The organism is Humibacillus xanthopallidus (genome assembly GCF_006717145.1).
Classification (GTDB): Bacteria; Actinomycetota; Actinomycetes; order Actinomycetales; family Dermatophilaceae; genus Humibacillus; species Humibacillus xanthopallidus.
The window spans coordinates 1,035,772-1,052,370 of sequence record NZ_VFQF01000001.1 but is presented as its reverse complement, the minus strand read 5'-3'; the positions used below and the strand labels follow the sequence as shown (position 1 = coordinate 1,052,370).

The 16,599-nt window shown below is 71.2% G+C and carries 15 protein-coding genes; 12 read left to right on the top strand and 3 right to left on the bottom strand.

Annotated elements, in window-relative coordinates; genetic code table 11:
- Positions 1-17: 17 nt before the first annotated feature.
- Entirely contained in the window at positions 18-1,049 is a 1,032-nt protein-coding gene (locus tag FHX52_RS04690; RefSeq protein WP_141820348.1) for a LacI family DNA-binding transcriptional regulator, read from the bottom strand.
- A 220-nt stretch (positions 1,050-1,269) separates the two neighbouring features.
- Between FHX52_RS04690 and FHX52_RS04685 the strand changes: the two genes are divergently transcribed.
- From FHX52_RS04685 to FHX52_RS04640, 10 genes are all read left to right on the top strand, one after another.
- Positions 1,270-2,700 carry an aldehyde dehydrogenase family protein gene (locus tag FHX52_RS04685; RefSeq protein WP_141820346.1) on the top strand — a complete coding sequence of 477 codons (1,431 nt, stop codon included), beginning with the start codon at positions 1,270-1,272 and terminating at the stop codon, positions 2,698-2,700.
- A 56-nt stretch (positions 2,701-2,756) separates the two neighbouring features.
- Complete coding sequence (gene iolD, locus FHX52_RS04680) at positions 2,757-4,727, top strand: 3D-(3,5/4)-trihydroxycyclohexane-1,2-dione acylhydrolase (decyclizing) (protein WP_141820344.1); 1,971 nt, start codon at positions 2,757-2,759, stop codon at positions 4,725-4,727.
- Entirely contained in the window at positions 4,724-5,518 is a 795-nt protein-coding gene (locus tag FHX52_RS04675) for an HpcH/HpaI aldolase family protein (protein WP_221630493.1), read from the top strand. Before iolD ends, FHX52_RS04675 begins: the two co-directional genes overlap by 4 nt.
- A gap of 78 nt (positions 5,519-5,596) precedes the next feature.
- Complete coding sequence (locus FHX52_RS04670; protein WP_141820340.1) at positions 5,597-6,847, top strand: Gfo/Idh/MocA family protein; 1,251 nt, start codon at positions 5,597-5,599, stop codon at positions 6,845-6,847.
- Positions 6,840-7,832, top strand: coding sequence for an NAD(P)-dependent oxidoreductase (locus tag FHX52_RS04665; RefSeq protein ID WP_141820338.1), 993 nt, complete (start codon positions 6,840-6,842; stop codon positions 7,830-7,832). The genes FHX52_RS04670 and FHX52_RS04665 overlap by 8 nt, the downstream gene beginning before the upstream one ends.
- Positions 7,817-8,596, top strand: a complete 780-nt coding sequence (locus FHX52_RS04660; RefSeq protein ID WP_141820337.1) for an SDR family oxidoreductase — start codon at positions 7,817-7,819, stop codon at positions 8,594-8,596. Before FHX52_RS04665 ends, FHX52_RS04660 begins: the two co-directional genes overlap by 16 nt.
- A 52-nt stretch (positions 8,597-8,648) precedes the next feature.
- Positions 8,649-9,653, top strand: a complete 1,005-nt coding sequence (locus FHX52_RS04655) for a Gfo/Idh/MocA family protein (protein WP_141820335.1) — start codon at positions 8,649-8,651, stop codon at positions 9,651-9,653.
- Positions 9,650-10,582 carry a sugar phosphate isomerase/epimerase family protein gene (locus FHX52_RS04650; RefSeq protein ID WP_141820333.1) on the top strand — a complete coding sequence of 311 codons (933 nt, stop codon included), beginning with the start codon at positions 9,650-9,652 and terminating at the stop codon, positions 10,580-10,582. Before FHX52_RS04655 ends, FHX52_RS04650 begins: the two co-directional genes overlap by 4 nt.
- Complete coding sequence (locus tag FHX52_RS04645; RefSeq protein WP_141820331.1) at positions 10,579-11,607, top strand: Gfo/Idh/MocA family protein; 1,029 nt, start codon at positions 10,579-10,581, stop codon at positions 11,605-11,607. The genes FHX52_RS04650 and FHX52_RS04645 overlap by 4 nt, the downstream gene beginning before the upstream one ends.
- Positions 11,604-12,473, top strand: a complete 870-nt coding sequence (locus tag FHX52_RS04640) for a sugar phosphate isomerase/epimerase family protein (RefSeq protein WP_141820330.1) — start codon at positions 11,604-11,606, stop codon at positions 12,471-12,473. Before FHX52_RS04645 ends, FHX52_RS04640 begins: the two co-directional genes overlap by 4 nt.
- Here FHX52_RS04640 and FHX52_RS04635 read toward each other — a convergent pair.
- Positions 12,459-13,139: an ABC transporter ATP-binding protein gene (locus tag FHX52_RS04635; RefSeq protein WP_141820329.1), complete on the bottom strand. Its 681-nt coding sequence runs from the start codon at positions 13,137-13,139 to the stop codon at positions 12,459-12,461. The genes FHX52_RS04640 and FHX52_RS04635 overlap by 15 nt on opposite strands.
- A complete protein-coding gene (locus tag FHX52_RS04630) occupies positions 13,136-14,293 on the bottom strand; it encodes an FtsX-like permease family protein (protein ID WP_141820328.1) in 1,158 nt (385 codons plus the stop codon). The genes FHX52_RS04635 and FHX52_RS04630 overlap by 4 nt, the downstream gene beginning before the upstream one ends.
- Positions 14,294-14,511: 218 nt before the next feature.
- Between FHX52_RS04630 and FHX52_RS04625 the strand changes: the two genes are divergently transcribed.
- Both FHX52_RS04625 and FHX52_RS04620 read left to right on the top strand, forming a co-directional pair.
- Positions 14,512-15,861 carry a sensor histidine kinase gene (locus FHX52_RS04625; RefSeq protein ID WP_141820327.1) on the top strand — a complete coding sequence of 450 codons (1,350 nt, stop codon included), beginning with the start codon at positions 14,512-14,514 and terminating at the stop codon, positions 15,859-15,861.
- Complete coding sequence (locus FHX52_RS04620) at positions 15,858-16,514, top strand: response regulator (protein WP_141820326.1); 657 nt, start codon at positions 15,858-15,860, stop codon at positions 16,512-16,514. Before FHX52_RS04625 ends, FHX52_RS04620 begins: the two co-directional genes overlap by 4 nt.
- Positions 16,515-16,599: the final 85 nt, after the last annotated feature.

The window sequence follows — 16,599 nt, the reverse complement described above, 5'->3', positions numbered from 1 at the left end:
GACCGACCCGCCGGGGGTCAGGCCACGGGCTGCGTCGGGATGTTGTACGGCGTGACGACGTGGATCTGGGACGGCACGGACTCGATCGGTCCGTCGATTGCTCCGCTCGCCTGCATGATCACCTGACACGCACGCCGCATGTCCTGACGCAGGTCGTGGTGCAGGACGGCCATGATCCGCCGCTCCTGGATGAGCGTGAGGTTGTCGCGGTCGAGGTCGTGGGCCACGAAGGCTCGGCACTCCCGACCCGCGACGTCGAAAGCCTCGAGGATGGCCCGGTTGCCTCCCCCGATGGAGTAGACCGCAGTGATGTCGGGGTGCTCCCGGAGGGTAGCGATGGTCTGGTCTCGCACGGCTTCGTCGAGGCCGTCGGTGTCTGTGGCCTCGACGAGGACGCGGCCACCGGGACGCTCGCGGATCGTCGCGCGGAAGCCCATCTCTCGCTCCTCCTCACCGCGAAACGCACTGCGGCTCAGGGCCATCAGGACAGCGTCAGGGCCATCGCCGAGCCACTGGTCGATGAGGTAGGCCGCCGTCGCACCGGCCGCTCGGTTGTCGATGCCCACGTAGGCGACCCGTTGGCTCAGGGGCAGGTCGGTGACGAGGGTGACGACCGGGATGCCGGCGTCCTGGAGCCGGCCGATCGCCTCGACGATCTCGGGGTCGTCCGGCGCCTTGAGGATGACTCCCATGGACCCGCGCTGGCGGATGCCGTCGAGAGCCTTGACGAGCTCGCCCGGTTGGGCCTTCTCCCGGAAGTCGAACCTCGAGCGGACCACCGCCGGGCGCAGCATGGGCAGCTCGGCCTCCAGTGCCGCCTTGACCGCGGCGGAGAACCGGTCGGGGGTCTGCATGACGAGGTCGACGATGAACGTCCGGCCGGTGAGGCGCAGCTGGCTCCGCTGCCGGTCGAGGTCGGCGATCGCCTGCGCGACGTGTGCCGCCGTGCTGGGGCGCACTCCCGGCCGCTGGTTCAGCACGCGGTCGACGGTGGCCTCGCTCAGCCCGGACTGGTGGGCGATCTCCCGGATCGGATACGGGTGTGGCATGGACAAATCATGACGGATTCGTGAGGGGCTCGCTGCGGTTGAGAGATTCCGGGCGACCTGTTGTCACGCTACGCGGAGGTCATTCCTGAGGTGTTTTTGATGGCCTCACATTGCTTGACCGGTTGGTGTGCAGACCGTCACGCTGAGGCATCTTGACCGGTGCTGGAGCGCATAAGTCGCTCGGGTGGTCTTCCCTCAATGTCGATGGATGGAGTCCAGCGTGAAGCTGTTGATCGGAGGCCAGTGGGCCGAGGCTTCCTCGGGTCGTCGGGAGGACGTGACGTCGCCGTTCGACGGGTCTGCCGTCGGGTCGGTGGCCCTCGCCGGTCGTGAGGATGTCGACCGAGCGCTCGCTGCGGCGGTCGAGGGCGCCAGGGTGTGGCGTCGAACGCCCGCCCACCAGCGGATGCAGATCCTGTTGAGGGCGGCTGCCCTCGCCGACGAGCGCGCCGAGTCGATCGCGCAGACCATCAGCGCCGAGGCCGGCAAGGCCATCACCGAGGCCCGCGGCGAGGCGTCGCGCTCCGGAGAGCTCATCCGCCTGGCGGCCTTCGAGGGAACGCAGCTCTACGGCGACTCGCTTCCGCTGGACGCGAACCCGGGCACGGGCTTCGACAAGGTGGGGTTCACGATCCGCCAGCCGGTCGGGGTCGTCGTGGCGATCACCCCGTTCAACTACCCGTCCCTGCTCGTCCTGCACAAGGTGGCACCGGCACTGGCGGCTGGAAATGCCGTGGTGCTCAAGCCCGCCCGCACGACCCCGTTGACCGCGCTGGCCCTCGCTGCGTGCTTCGTGGACGCCGGCCTGCCCGAGGGGGTCCTGTCGGTGCTGACCGGAGCGGGCGGGGAGCTCGGCGACGCGCTCGTGAGCGACCCCCGGGTCAACAAGATCTCCTTCACCGGATCGACTCCCATCGGCACTCGCATCACCCAGCTCGCGGGGGTGAAGAAGCTCTCCCTCGAGCTGGGTGCGTCCTGCCCCGTGATCGTCCTGCCCGATGCCGACATCGACGCCGCGGCGGCCGCCGTCGCCGTCGGCGGCTTCGTCAACGCCGGGCAGGTGTGCATCTCCGTGCAGCGAGTCATCACCCACCCCAAGATCGCCGGCGACTTCCTCGATGCCCTCGTGCCCCGGGTCCAGCGGATCAGCACGGGCAACCCCGGCGCCGCTGACACCGGCATGGGCACCCTGATCACCGAGCAGGAGGCAGAACGGGTCGAGCGGTCCATCCGCGCGGCGGTGCGAGACGGGGCCACCGTGCTGACCGGCGGCGAGCGGGACGGCGCGATGATCACGCCCGCGGTCGTCGCCGGGGTTGATCCCGGCTCACCGTTCAGCCAGGACGAGCTGTTCGGGCCGGCGGTCGCCGTCTCGACCGCGGCGGACTGGCAGTCGGCCATCGCCCAGGCCAACGGCACGGCATACGGACTCGGGGCGGGGATCTTCACCTCGGACGTCTCCGGGGCCGTGCGCGCGATCCGGGAGCTCGACACCGGCACCATCCACATCAACTGGACCCCCCTGTGGCGCGCCGACCTCATGCCCTACGGCGGCCTCAAGGGCAGCGGGATCGGCAAGGAGGGTCCGCGCTCCGCGGTCGCCGAGATGACCGATGTCAAGACCGTCGTCCTGCACGGCCGGCCCTGGTAGGGCTCGGCTCCTCCCCCGTTCGTCCCTTCGCTCCACCGATGAGAAGAGCCCGGACCATGCCTCCTGCTGCCACCATCCGACTGACTGCGGCGCAAGCCGTGGTGACCTACCTGTCCCGGCAGTACTCCGTCGCCGACGGCGAACGGCGCCGGCTGATCCCGGCCACGCTCGGCATCTTCGGCCACGGCAACGTCGCCGGTCTGGGCCAGGCTCTCGACCAGCTGAGCGAGACGATGCCCTTCGTCCAGGGCCGCAACGAGCAGTCCCTCGTCCACGCGGCGGTCGGCTTCGCCAAGCACTCACGTCGTCGGGCCACGCTGGCCGTGACCGCCTCGATCGGGCCCGGTGCGATGAACATGGTCACCGGTGCCGCCCTGGCGACGATCAACCGCCTGCCGGTGCTCCTCCTGCCGGGTGACACCTATGCCACCCGTCACCAGGGCCCGGTGCTCCAGCAGCTGCAGCACCCGGTGGATGCCGACCTGACCGTGAACGACGCATTCCGTCCGGTCAGTCGGTTCTTCGACCGGATCACTCGCCCCGAGCAGCTGCTCACCGCCCTGCCGGCGGCGATGCGGACCCTCGTCGACCCCCTCGAGACCGGTGCCGTCGTGCTGTCCCTGCCCCAGGACGTGCAGTCGCACGCCTATGACTTCCCCGCCGAGCTCTTCGCCGAGCGGGACTGGGTGATCCGTCGTCCCGCGCCGGACTCCGACGAGATCGACGCGGTGGCGGCGCTGCTCGCGACGGCGAAGCGGCCGATCATCATCGCCGGTGGCGGTGTGATCTACTCCGACGCCACGACCGAGCTCGAAGCGCTCGCAACTGCGCTCGGAGCTCCCGTCGCCGAGACCTTCGGTGGCAAGGGAGCGGTGCAGTCAGCCGCCTGGTGGCAGGTCGGCGGCATCGGCCTCGAAGGCACGCCGGCCACCAACACCCTGGCCAACGAGGCCGACGTGGTCCTCACGGTCGGCTCACGGCTGACGGACTTCGCCACCGGGTCGCACTCGATCTTCGCCAACCCCGACGTGCGGTTCGCGAGCATCAACGTCAACGTGCACGACGCCGACCGGTTGGGTGCCCTGGGCGTCATCGGCGACGCCAAGCGCAGCCTGGCCGCCCTCACCCTGGCACTCTCCGAGCGCGACCTGCACCCCGAGACGGCATGGAGGAACCGGGTCGAGGAGCTCGCCGACGCCTGGGCGATCGAGCGGGCGGATGCACTCGACCCGGACCAGCCGTTCGACAAGTCCGCCGTCACCGAGGACTCCGACATCGTCACCACGACCGACGCGGTCCTGACCCAGGGGCAGGTCATCGGCGTCCTGCAGGAGCATGCCCGCGCGGGTGACGTCATCGTCGCTGCCGCCGGCGGTCCCCCCGGCGACCTCCAGAAGGTCTGGGACGCCACCGAGGGGCGGACCTGCCACCTCGAGTTCGGTTTCTCCTGCATGGGATTCGAGATCCCGGCCGCGATGGGGATCCGGATGGCCCACCCCGACCCCTCCGCTCGCGTCACGGCGTTCCTCGGTGACGGCACCTTCCTGATGTCGCCGACCGAGCTCGTCACGGCTGCTCAGGAGGGCCTGCCGATCACGGTCGTCATCCCCGAGAACCACGGCTACCAGGTGATCCATCGCCTGCAGATGTTCCGCAACGGCCGCGAGTTCGGCAACGAGTTCCGCTACCGCACACAACCACTGGAGCTCGCCGACGCCACCGAGGTCGCGGGGGCGCCCCGGCTGAGCGGCGACTACCTGTCCGTCGACCTCGTGCAGATCGCGGCGGGCCTCGGAGCCAGGGCGGTGCGCCCCAGCACTGCTGACGAGCTGCGCGAGGCACTGGACGACACGCGGGGGCACGACGGCACGGTCGTCCTCGTCGTCCCGGTGATCCCCCATGCAGACCTGCCCCCTGCGGGTGTCTGGTGGGACGTCGCTCCGGCCGAGGTCTCCGACGTCTCGACGGTGCCGGCACTGCGCGCCGAGTACGAGCAGGACCGTCAGTCACAGCGGTGGTTCGGGTGACCGGCCCTCGCCCCAGCCCGCTCAACGATGGCGCCCTGGCCCGGGCGGTCCGCACGGGCGATGCCACGCTCGGGACCTTTCTCGGCACCGCCTCCGCCGTCACCGCCGAGGTCTGCGCTGCGGCTGGCTTCGACTGGCTGCTGCTCGACCTCGAGCACGGAGCCGGCGGGGAGGAGCAGGTCCGCGACGTCGTCCCCGTGGCCGGCGCATACGGAGTGCCCACCGTGGTGCGGGTCGAGACGGATGCCAGGATCCGGATGGGGCGGGTGCTGGACAACGGCGCGGCGGGAGTCATGCTGCCCCGGATGGAGAGCGCACGACAGGTCACCGAGGCACTGACCCACCTGCGGTTTCCCCCGCACGGGGACCGCGGCGTCGCCACCTACAACCGGGCCTGCCGCTTCGGACTCGACCCGGGCGCCCTGGACCGGGCCGACGACGAGGTCCTCGTCATCGTCCAGATCGAGTCGGCGGCAGCGGTCGCGGCCGCTGACGAGATCGCCGCCATCGACGGTGTCGATGTGCTGTTCATCGGTCCCAGGGACCTCAGCCACGACCTCGGGGTCCCGGGAGACACGAGTGCCCCCTCCTTCGTCGCGGCCCTCGAGACCGTTCTGGTCGCAGCGCGGCGGCACGGCAAGGCCTGCGGCCTGCTCGTCAACGACGGCGCCTCCGCCGCGGAGCGCCTCAGCCAGGGCTGGACGTTCGTGGCGATCGGCTCTGACTCCACCCTCCTCGCCGCCGCCTCCCGGTCAGCGCTGACCGCGGCCCGGCAGCACGCCGCCCCGTGAGGCGATGTCGTCCGGCGCCCCGGTTCCGGCGAGCTCGTCCCCTCTCCTGCTGACCTCTCCCCAGAAAGCGACATCGTCATGGTTGGACACATCAACGACAAGGGCGTCACCGAGCTCGGCGTTGGCCTCATCAGCGTCGGCTGGATGGGCAAGCTGCACAGCCGCGCCTACCAGGCCATCCCCCTCGTCTACCCGGAGCTCAACCTCCGGCCCCGGCTCGTGCATGCGGCGGACACGGCCCCCGACAGGGTCGACTACGCCCGCGAGGTCCTGGGCTACTCCCGCGGCAGCACCGACTACCGCGACGTCCTCGCCGACCCCGAGGTCGACGTCGTCTCCATCTGTGCACCGAACCTCCTGCACCGCGAGATCGGCGTCGCTGCGGCGAAGGCCGGCAAGGCGTTCTGGATCGAGAAGCCCGTCGGGCGCGATGCCGTCGACACGGCCGCCGTGGCCGCCGCCGCGGATGCAGCGGGTGTCACGACCTCCATCGGCTACAACTACCGTCATGCACCGGCGGTGGAGCGCATCCGTGAGCTCGTCGCGAACGGCGAGCTCGGCCGCATCACCAACGTCCGCGCGGTCTTCTTCAACGGCTATGCCTCCGAGCCCAACGGTGCGCTGTCCTGGAGGTTCAAGCGTGACCTCGCCGGCAGTGGTGCTCTCGGAGACCTGCTGAGCCACGTCGTCGACCTCATGCAGTACGTCGTCGGCCCGATCACCGACGTCAGCGGACTGCTCTCCACGGTGCACCAGCAGCGACCCATCCTCCCGATGGGACAGGCCACGCACTTCGCGGTCATCGAGGACGGTGAGCTCGGGGACGTCGAGAACGACGACTACGCTGCGGCGCTCGTGAGGTTCTCCGCGGACTCGCCCGGCGCCGGCGCGGTCGGCACGCTCGAGGCCTCCCGTGTCATCGTCGGACCGCAGTGCGGGCTGGCGTTCGAGATCTACGGCACCGAGGGCTCGGCGTCCTGGAACTTCGAGCAGATGAACGAGCTCAAGCTGGCCCTCGGCCGCACCGGCCCCAACCAGGGCTACACGACCATCCTGGGCAACGCGTCCCAGGGCGAGTACGCCGCGTTCCAGCCGGGGCCGGGCAACAGCCTCGGCTACGACGACCTCAAGGTCGTCGAGGCGAAGAAGTTCCTCGTCGCCGTCACCGGCGGCGAGCAGCGCAACTCGACCATCCAGGAGGCCCTGGCGGACGCCGAGGTCATCGCCGCCACGGCAGCGTCGGCCGTCGACGGACAGTGGCACCAGGTGCCGCGCGTGCCCGGTGCCACCTTCGGCCACGAGACGGTTCAGGCGGCCAGCGATGCCTGAGCTCGACCAGCTGCCGGTGGTGGTCGGCCTCGGGCAGGTCGACCCCGCCCTCGTCGAGCCCGTCCTCGGCGGTCACTGCCGGTTCGTCCCGGAGCCGACGGGGTCGGACCTGGCCCTCGCTCAGGGTGCCATCGCCCGTGCCGACGCGCAGGTCGACGAGGAGTTCCTGGCCCGGGCGCCACGCCTGCGCGTCGTGGCACGGACCGGCGTGGGTGTCGAGCGGGTCGACCTCGACGCCGCGACGGCCCGGGGCATCGCCGTCGTGACCACCCCCGGCGCCGGAGCCGCCGCGGTCGCCGAGGGCGCCATCGCCATGGCCATGCATCTCGTGAAGCGCTTCGGACCCCTCACCACCCTCGTCCGCTCGGGCCGGTGGGCTGAGCGCGGCACGGTCCCCGTCGGCGACCTCAGAGGCTCGGTGCTGGGGGTCGTCGGGTACGGCCGCATCGGCCAGCGAGCCGCAGTCCTCGCCGCCGCGCTGGGCATGACCGTCCTCGCCTACGACCCCGTGAGCGAGCCCCCTGCCGACGTGCGCTGCGCGGACCTGCGTGATCTCGTCAGCAGGTGCGACGTCATCACGCTGCACCTGCCCCTCCTCGAGTCGACCCACCACCTGATCGGCGCCGATCTCCTGCGCCACGTCAAGGCCGGCGCCATCCTCGTCAACTGCGGCCGTGGCGGTCTCCTCGACATCGACGCCGTCCACGCCGCACTGGAGGACGGCCGGCTCGGCGGTGTGGGGCTCGACGTCTTCGATCCGGAGCCGCCCGTGCACCACCCCCTCTTCGACCACCCGGACGTCGTGCTCACCCCACATCTCATGGGGCTCAGCAGGCAGGCCACGGCCGCCACCTTCTCGGATGCCGCCCGCGGCGTCCTCGATGTGCTCAGCGGCCGAACCCCCGCCGCGGTCGCAAACGCCGGGTGGGAGCACGCAGACACCGTTCCGACGACCGTGAAGGAGTCGACGTGGAAGACCTCCTGAGAGGCAAGGTTCTGCTCGTCAGCGGCGGCACCCAGGGGCTGGGTGCCGGCATCGCCCGGGCGGCCGCCCGTGAGGGTGCCACGCTGGTCCTGGCCGGGCGGAACAGCGACCGCGGAGAAGCGGTCGCCGCTGAGCTGCGGGGCACTGGCACGGACGCCGTCTTCGTCCGCGCCGACATCGGCAACGTTCCCGAGGCCCAGGCCGCCGTCGCAGCGACCATCGAGCGTCACGGCCGCATCGACAGCCTCGTCAATGCTGCGGGACTCACCACTCGCGGCACGATGCTCGACACCACGCCAGAGCTCTTCGACCAGCACATCGCCGTGAACCTGCGGGCCCCGTTCTTCCTCATGCAAGCGGCGATCGCCGACATGGTGGGCCGGGGCGAGCCCGGGACCATCGTCAACGTCATCTCCATCGACTCCCACGGCGGGCAGGCCTTCCTCGCTCCGTACGTCGCGGCCAAGGCGGGGCTGGCCGGGCTGACGAAGAACGCCGCCCACGCCCACCGCTGGGACCGGATCCGGATCAACGGCCTCAACATGGGCTGGTCGGCCACCGACGGCGAGGACGTCACCCAACGGCATACGCACGACGCCGGCGCGGACTGGCAGCAGGAGGCCGCTGCGCGACTGCCCATGGGCAAGCTCGGGCAGGTCGACGAGATCGCCGACTTCGTGGTCTTCCTGCTCTCCGACCGCAGCGGCGTCGTCACCGGCTCCGTCATCGACTGGGACCAGAACGTCATCGGCGGCCTCGGCTGACCCACCGCTTCGGCACCACCCCCTTCACCCAACTCGTATCGAGGAGAGAACCATGCGCCTTGGCCTGATCGGTCTCGGCAGAATCGGCTCGTTTCACGCCGACACCCTGTCCCAGCTCCCGGCTGTCGAATCCCTGGTCGTGACGGATGCGGTCCCCGCCGTCACCCGGGCCGTCGCGGAACGGGTCGGCGCACAGGTCGCCGACTCCCCCGAGAGCCTCATCGGCAGCGGGGTCGACGCCATCGTCATCGCCGCAGCCACCAACGCCCACACGGAGCTGATCAGGGCAGGGATCGACGCCGGTATCCCCGTCTTCTGCGAGAAGCCGCTGTCCGGCGACCTGTCCGAGGCGGCAGAGATCGCCCGCTACGTGACCGACAGCGGCATCGCCGTGCAGGTCGGCTACCCGAGACGCTTCGACCCGGCGTTCAGCGCAGCCCGGTCGGCCGTCGAGTCCGGTGAGCTGGGCTGGGTCCACACGGTCCGTTCCACCACCTTGGACCCTGCGCCCGCCCCCCGCGAGTACATCCAGACGTCCGGCGGGATCTTCCGCGACTGCAGCGTCCACGACTTCGACACCGTCCGCTGGGTGACGGGTCGAGAGGTCGTCGAGGTGTATGCCACCGGAAGCGCCAGGGGTGCCGACTTCTTCGCCGAGTTCGGCGACGTGGCCACCGCTGCGACCGTGCTGACCTTCGACGACGGCGCCACCGCGGTCGTCTCGAACACTCGCTACAACCCCCGGGGCTACGACGTGCGCCTGGAGCTGCACGGCACGGGCGACAGCGTTGCCGCCGGGTGGAGCGACACCACTCCTCTGCGCAACCTCGAGCCCGGAGTCAGCTGGCCGGCTGGGCCGCCGGCCACCTTCTTCATGGACCGGCTCACCAGGGCCTTCCACGCCGAGCTCCAGGCGTTCACCGAAGTTGTTGCCGGACAACGGAACTCACCGTGCACCGTCGACGACGCACTGGCCGTCGCCTTCATCGCGGAGGCCGCCACCCTTTCCCTGCAGGAGCACCGCCCGGTGCAGATAGACGAGGTTCGACAGTCATGACCGACCACACGCTGCGTCCGACCCCCTCCGACACCCCCATCAAGGGCCGGATTGCCGGCGCGCCCATCTCCTGGGGAGTCTGCGAGGTCCCGAACTGGGGCTACCAGCTCACTCCCCAGCGCGTGCTCGCGGAGATGCAGGAGGTCGGTCTCTCCGCGACCGAGCTCGGCCCGGACGGGTTCCTGCCCGCGGACCCCCAGGAGATGGCCGCGGTTCTCGCACGCCACCACCTGACTGCGGTCGGCGGCTTCACTCCCGTCCTCATGCACCAGTCCGGGCACGACCCGCTCCCCGAGATCAGCCGGATCCTCTCTGGCTACGACGCGACCCATGCGGAGGTCCTCGTGCTGTCGGCGGTCTCGGGACTCGACGGCTACGACACCCGGCCGATCCTCGACGAAGCCGGCTGGAAGAGGCTCCTCGACAACCTCGACCGCATCACACGCCTCGCCTCGGAGCACGGGGTGCGGGCGGTGCTGCACCCGCACGTCGGGACCATGATCGAGTCCGGTCCCGAGGTCCAGCGCGTCCTGGAGGGTTCGTCCATCGCCCTGTGCCTCGACACCGGGCACCTGCTCATCGGTGGCACCGACCCCGCCGAGCTGACCCGCCAGTCACCGGACCGCATCGCGCACACCCACCTCAAGGACGTCGACAGCTCCATCGCCGACAAGGTGCGCGCCGGACGCCTCACCTACACGGAGGGGGTCATCGAGGGGATGTACCGTCCCCTCGGCACAGGGGACGTCGACTTCGGGTCCATCGTGGGCACGCTTCAGGGCAACGGCTACTCAGGGTGGTACACCCTCGAGCAGGACACGATCCTCACCGAGGAGCCCCAGGGCGAGGGGCCGATCCACGACGTGCGCATCAGCGCCGACCACGTGCGGGACCTGCTCGCCCGTTCGTCGGCTCCGACACCGGGATGAGCGACGTGGAGCCGCTGCGGCTCGGCCTGCTCGGAGCCGCTCGCATCACCGAGCTGGCCGTCATCAAGCCGGCCACGATCACCGGCACCCGGCTCGTCGCTGTGGCCGCCCGGGACCCTGCCCGGGCGGCGGCCTTCGCCACGGCGCACGGCGTCGAGCGTGTCCACAGCTCCTATCTCGACGTCATCAACGACCCCGAGGTGGAGGCGGTCTACAACCCCTTGGCCAACAGCCTTCACGCACCGTGGAACAAGGTCGCCCTGGCCGCCGGAAAGCACGTCTTCACCGAGAAGCCCTCGGCGAGCAACGCCGCCGAGGCCGAGGACGTCGCAGCGGTGGCGGGCCGGACGGACCGACAGTTCTTCGAGGGGTTCCACTACCTCTGGCACCCGCTGGTCGCGCGGCTGCACGCCATCCTCACCAGCGGGGAGCTCGGTGAGCTGCGGCACGTCGAGACCGTGATGGACATGCCGGCGCCGAGCGACAGCGATCCGCGATGGTCGCTCGAGCTCAGCGGCGGAGCCCTCATGGACCTCGGCTGCTACAGCCTGCACTCGATGCGCATGCTTGCTCCGTTCGTGGGCGGCGAGCCTGCCCTGGTCGGGGCACGCGGAGGCGAGCGAGCGGGCCACCCCAGGGTCGACGAGTGGCTGACCGCCGAGCTGGAGTTCCCGAACGGCGTCACCGGGACCGCCGGCTGCAACATGGCGAGCGACCACCACCAGATGAGTCATCGTCTGATCGGCACCGCCGGCGAGGCGGTGATCACCGACTTCGTCAACCCGCACAACGACGACCGGCTCATCGTCACCACCACGAAGGGCACCCGCACCGAGCGCCTCGGCACACGCTCCTCCTACACCTACCAGCTCGAGGCCTTCACGACGGCCGTCCGCACCGGTGTGCCGGCCCGCACCGATGCCACCGACGCCGTGAGGACGATGCGCCTGATCGACCAGTGCTACGAAGCCGTCGGCCTGCAGCCGAGGCCAACCCACCGCGACCCCGGAAGTGACCAGACATGACAGCGCCCACTGACGAGCTGCTCGCCACCTGTTGGACGACCGCAGGCGATGCCGCCTCGGATCGGACCGACCTGCGCAGTCCGCTCCCCCTGCGTGAACGGATCGAGGCCGCATCGGCGGCCGGCTTCCGGGGCTTCGGACTGCTGTCCGACGACCTGCCCGCGGCCGTGGCGGCATACGGCCTCAATGGGATACGTGCGATGCTCGCTGACAACGGGATGGACGACCTCGAGCTCGAGGGAATCCCCTACTGGTGGGACGACGGGGAGCACCGACAGGAGTCAGACCGTGTGCGCCACGACCTCCTCGGGGCAGCGGAGGCGCTCGGCGCCCGGCACCTCAAGGTCACCCCCGACGGTGATGACGGCCCGTGGGACCGTGGCCTCTGGGCCGCCAGGTTCGCTGAGCTCGCGGCGCAGGCGGAGGGTGTCGGCGCCCGGCTCGGGCTCGAGTTCTTCCCGTGGTCGAACGTCAAGACGCTTCGTGACGGTCTGCAGCTCGTCGAGGCCGCCGGACACGCCGCCGGCGGCGTCGTGATCGACACCTGGCACATCGCCCGCGGACACACGCCCCCGTCCGACCTCGCGACCGTGCCGCTGCACCGCATCATCGGCGTCGAGCTCAACGACGCCGACGAGCAGGTGATCGGAACGCTGTTCGACGACACCGTGCATCGGCGTCGCTACTGCGGCGAGGGCAGCTTCGACCTCACGGCCATGATCTCGGCGCTGCGCACCGCAGGCTGGAACGGGCCATGGGGCGTGGAGATCCTGTCCGACGAGCATCGGTCCCAGCCGGTCGCCGAGGCTGTCGCCCGGGCTGCCGCGAGCGCCCGCAGCGTGCTGGGCTCCTCACCGGTCGGCTAGCTGTCGGAGTCTGCCGTCCACGATCTCGGTCACCTGGTCGGCTGAGTCGCGGTGGCGCTCGTCGTGGGTCACCATCACTGTCGTGAGGTCACGCTCGGCCGTCAGCCGCCGCAGCAGCTGCACGACCGCCTCGCCGCGGTTGCTGTCGAGGGCGCTCGTGGGCTCGTCGACGAGCAGCAGCGCTGGGTCGTTCATCAGTCCGCGGGCGATCGTCACCCGCTGGCGCTGGCCACCCGAGAGCTGATGTGGTCGACGGTCCGCCTGGTCAGCCAGCCCGACCGCATCGAGCAGCTCCGTCGCTCGGGGGCGCGCCACCGACAGGGGTGTGCCGTTCATGTGCGCGAGGACGAGGAGCTGGTCGATCGCCGTGAGCGACGCGAGCAGGTTCGAGCTCTGGAAGATGATGCCGATGCGTTCGCGACGCACCGTGGCGGTCTCCTTCGGGCCCAGGGCCGAGAGGTCGCGGCCCCCGAGCAGCACCCGCCCGGAGTCGGGCGCGACGAGCGTCGCCGCGACGGCGAGCAGGCTGGACTTGCCGGAGCCTGAGGGGCCCGTCACGGCGGTCAGGGTGCCGGGCTCCGCTGTGAGAGAGACCCCTTCGAGGGCGGTGACGCGCTGCGCGCCGTCCGGGTAGGTGAGGGTGACGTCATCGAGCTGAAGGGTCATCGTGCACTTCCGAGAGCAGTGAGGGGGTCGACGGTGGTGACGGTGCGCAGTGAGAAGGCGGCCCCCGCGAGGCCGAGCACCGTCATCACGACGACCGGCACCAGGAGCGTCGGGAGGTCGAGGACGAACGGCACGGTCGAGCCTGCAGTGGTGGTGATCACGGCCCCGGCGGCGGCGGCGACTGCGGCGCCGGCAGCGGTGCCGACGAGGAGAAGGGCGAGCGCCTGACCGAGGGCGTCACCGAGGAGGTAGCGCGTGGACGCGCCGAGCGCCTTGAGGATGGCGATCTCACCGCTGCGCTGGACGGTCCAGACGGTGAAGAACGCGCCGATGACGAGGGCGGAGATGGCGAAGAGCAGGGCCCGCATCAGCTGCAGCGAGCCGTTCTCGGACGAGAAGGAGCCGATGGCCGAGACGGACTGCGCCGGGGTGAGGGTGACGGTGCCCAGCCTCTGGTCGGCGGCGGCAAGGTCTGCGTCGAGACCGGAGCCGCCATCAGCTGCGCCCACGGCCCGCTGCTCCGTGTCGCCGGTCGTCAGGGCGAGGAACGTCGCGTGCCCCGGCTCGAGGCCGGAGGCCGGCGCGTTCGCCGTCGCGGCCCAGACGACCGGCGCGTGCGAGAACTCGTCGGCGCCGGAGACCTCCCCCACCGTGACCGACCGCCCGGCCAGGTCGATGCGGTCGCCCGCGGTGACGTCGAGCGCCGCCGCTGCCCCGGTCGACACGACGACCCGGCCCGGCGCCACAGAGCCGGCAGCTCCAGACCCACCGCCTCCGTCGCCGCCACCAGGGACGAGTGGCGAGCCGGGCGGAACGGCGAAGACGGCGACCCCGGCGGTGCGCCCGGCGGTGGCGGCTCGGGTCATGGCGACGACGACAGGCTCTGCGCTGCGGACCCCGGGCACGCGCGACCACGCGGAGCGCACCGCCGGGCTGACGGACGAGTCGGTGAAGGCGAGCTTCTGCCCCACCGGGGGCGCCGCGAACACGAGGTGGTCGGCGCCGAGGTCGGTCACGGCCGAGGTGTTGCCTCGGCCGAGACCGACCGTGAGGCCAGAGAGCAGGACGACGAGCAGGGTGATGAGTGCCACGACGGCGCCCATGAGGGCGAACCGTCCCTTGGCGAAGCGAAGATCTCGGATGGCGACGAACACGCCGGTGCTTCCTTTCCACGGGTTGCGCGGCCCGACTCCGTGCGGTGGGACACGTGACAGGGCCGTCGCGCTGGTGCAGCGCCGGTCTCCACCCTCCTGCTGCGGCAGGGGCGACACATCGAGCGTGAGGAGGGTCTATCCGCATCGATCGGAGCACCCGCCGGTCAACCTTTCGATGGATGCCACCGCCCGGCACGCCGCCGTAGTGTGGCCGGGACATGTCCCCAGGTGCCCCCTCCCCCACAGCCTCCGCCCGGGCGGACTCCCCCACCTCCGCACCCCGGCGGGGCGCGACCTCCGTGCCCACCTCGTTGCGGTGGGGACTGCACCTGCTGGTGGCGGCGTTGCTCGCACTCGCCTCCGTGCGCAGCGTGGTCGATGGGAGTGACGACTGGCCGTGGGTGCTCGCGTGCTCGGCTCTGGTCGGCGCGGTGTATGCCGTGGGGTCGCGATGGAGTGCCGCCGCGTCATCGCGTGGGGCGGGCCTCTGGCTGGCCGTGCTGCTCGGCACCTGGCTCGCCCTGCTGGTCCTCAGCCCCGAGGCGGTCTACCTCGCCTTCCCGTGGTTCCTCCTGCTGCTGCACCTGCTCCCGCGCCCTGCCGGGCTTGTGGCCGTTGCCCTGACGACTGCCGCAGCAGTTGCTGGGTTTGCTTGGCATCAGGACACTTTCACGGCCGCGATGGCGATCGGTCCGATGCTCGGGGCCGGGGTGGCGATCGCCACGGTGTACGGCTACCACGCGCTGCAGGCCGAGTCCGAGCAGCGTCGGCGCCTCATCGTCGAGCTCGACCGGACCCGGGCGGAGCTGGCAGCCGTGCAGCACCGGACGGGGGTGCTCGACGAGCGGGAGCGGCTGGCCCGCGAGATCCACGACACGCTGGCGCAGGGGCTGTCCAGCATCCAGCTGCTGCTCCGCGCGGCAGGCCGGGCGCTCGACCCCGCCCGGCCCGCGGGCCCGGCGGCGCCGCTCGACACGGCCAGGGCGGCGGTCCTCGTGGAGCAGGCCCGTCAGACGGCTCAGGAGAACCTGGCCGAGGCGAGGCGGTTCGTGCGCGAGCTGGCTCCGCGGGATCTGGAGGGGTCCACCCTCGCTGCCGCCCTCCAGCGGCTCTGCGACACGACCGCCGCGCGAACCGGAATCCGCGTGTCCTTCCACGACGAGGCCGGCGCGGCCTCGCTCAGCACCCCCGTCGAGGTGGCCCTGCTCCGCATCGCCCAGACCGCGCTCGCCAACACGGCCCAGCACGCCCACGCCTCCCGGGCCGATGTCACGCTGACCGTCATGGACAGCGCGGTGACCCTCGATGTCGTCGACGACGGCACGGGCTTCGGCACGAGGCCCCCGCTGCCGGAGTTTGCTGCCGGACCAGCCACGGGAGGTTTCGGCCTGCGCTCGATGCAGTCCCGGGCCGCCGAGCTCGGTGGCGTCCTGGCCGTGGAGTCCGCACCCGGGCTGGGCACGGCCGTGTCGGCACAGTTCGCGCGTCCGGCCGCGACGCCGCCGGCGGAGGAAGCGCCTGACGAGCACGACGTGCCGGCAGCGCCGGCGGACGAGGGGGTCCGGTGACGACGATCCGCCTCCTGCTCGCCGACGACCATCCGGTCGTGCGCGCCGGGCTCCGCGCGGTGCTCGAGCCGGAGCCCGACCTCCTCGTGGTCGATGACGTCGCCTCCGCTGAGAGCGCTGTTGCGCGGGCCGCGGCCGGAGACGTCGACGTCGTGCTGATGGACCTGCAGTTCGGCCCGGGCATGACTGGCATCGAGGCCACCCGCCAGATCACCGGGTCACCCGCTGCTGCCCGGGTGATCGTGCTGACGACCTACGACACGGAGGCGGACATCCTCGCCGCCGTCGAGGCCGGTGCCTCCGGCTACCTCCTCAAGGACGCGCCGCCGGAGGAGCTGGTGGCGGCCGTGCGAGCCGCGGCCGCCGGTCAGTCCGCTCTGGCACCAGCGGTGACCGAGCGGCTCGTCGAGCGACTGCGGGCGCCCCGCACGGCCCTCAGCAGCCGCGAGACGGAGGTGCTCGCGCTCGTGGCCGAAGGCCTCTCCAACCAGCAGATCGCCGCGCGCCTCTACGTCTCGCAGGCCACCATCAAGTCCCACCTCGTGCACATCTTCGCCAAGCTCGACGCGGACTCGAGGACGTCTGCTGTGGCGATCGCCGTCGCCCGCGGTCTGATCCGCCGCAGCGGGCCGCCGCCCCCCACCGGGGCCTGAGCCGGCCACTGAGCACCGGAGACTCGCAGCGTCGCTCCGCCTCAGACCTCCCGGGCCCTCACTGGCCTCGAGGACACCGCGGCGC

Coding starts and splice junctions, on each gene's coding strand:
- FHX52_RS04690 (WP_141820348.1), bottom strand. CDS start 1,049: ATGCCACACCCGTATCCGATCCGGGAGATCGCCCACCAGTCCGGGCTG.
- iolD (WP_141820344.1), top strand. CDS start 2,757: ATGCCTCCTGCTGCCACCATCCGACTGACTGCGGCGCAAGCCGTGGTG.
- FHX52_RS04670 (WP_141820340.1), top strand. CDS start 5,597: ATGGTTGGACACATCAACGACAAGGGCGTCACCGAGCTCGGCGTTGGC.
- FHX52_RS04665 (WP_141820338.1), top strand. CDS start 6,840: ATGCCTGAGCTCGACCAGCTGCCGGTGGTGGTCGGCCTCGGGCAGGTC.
- FHX52_RS04655 (WP_141820335.1), top strand. CDS start 8,649: ATGCGCCTTGGCCTGATCGGTCTCGGCAGAATCGGCTCGTTTCACGCC.
- FHX52_RS04650 (WP_141820333.1), top strand. CDS start 9,650: ATGACCGACCACACGCTGCGTCCGACCCCCTCCGACACCCCCATCAAG.
- FHX52_RS04645 (WP_141820331.1), top strand. CDS start 10,579: ATGAGCGACGTGGAGCCGCTGCGGCTCGGCCTGCTCGGAGCCGCTCGC.
- FHX52_RS04640 (WP_141820330.1), top strand. CDS start 11,604: ATGACAGCGCCCACTGACGAGCTGCTCGCCACCTGTTGGACGACCGCA.
- FHX52_RS04635 (WP_141820329.1), bottom strand. CDS start 13,139: ATGACCCTTCAGCTCGATGACGTCACCCTCACCTACCCGGACGGCGCG.
- FHX52_RS04625 (WP_141820327.1), top strand. CDS start 14,512: ATGTCCCCAGGTGCCCCCTCCCCCACAGCCTCCGCCCGGGCGGACTCC.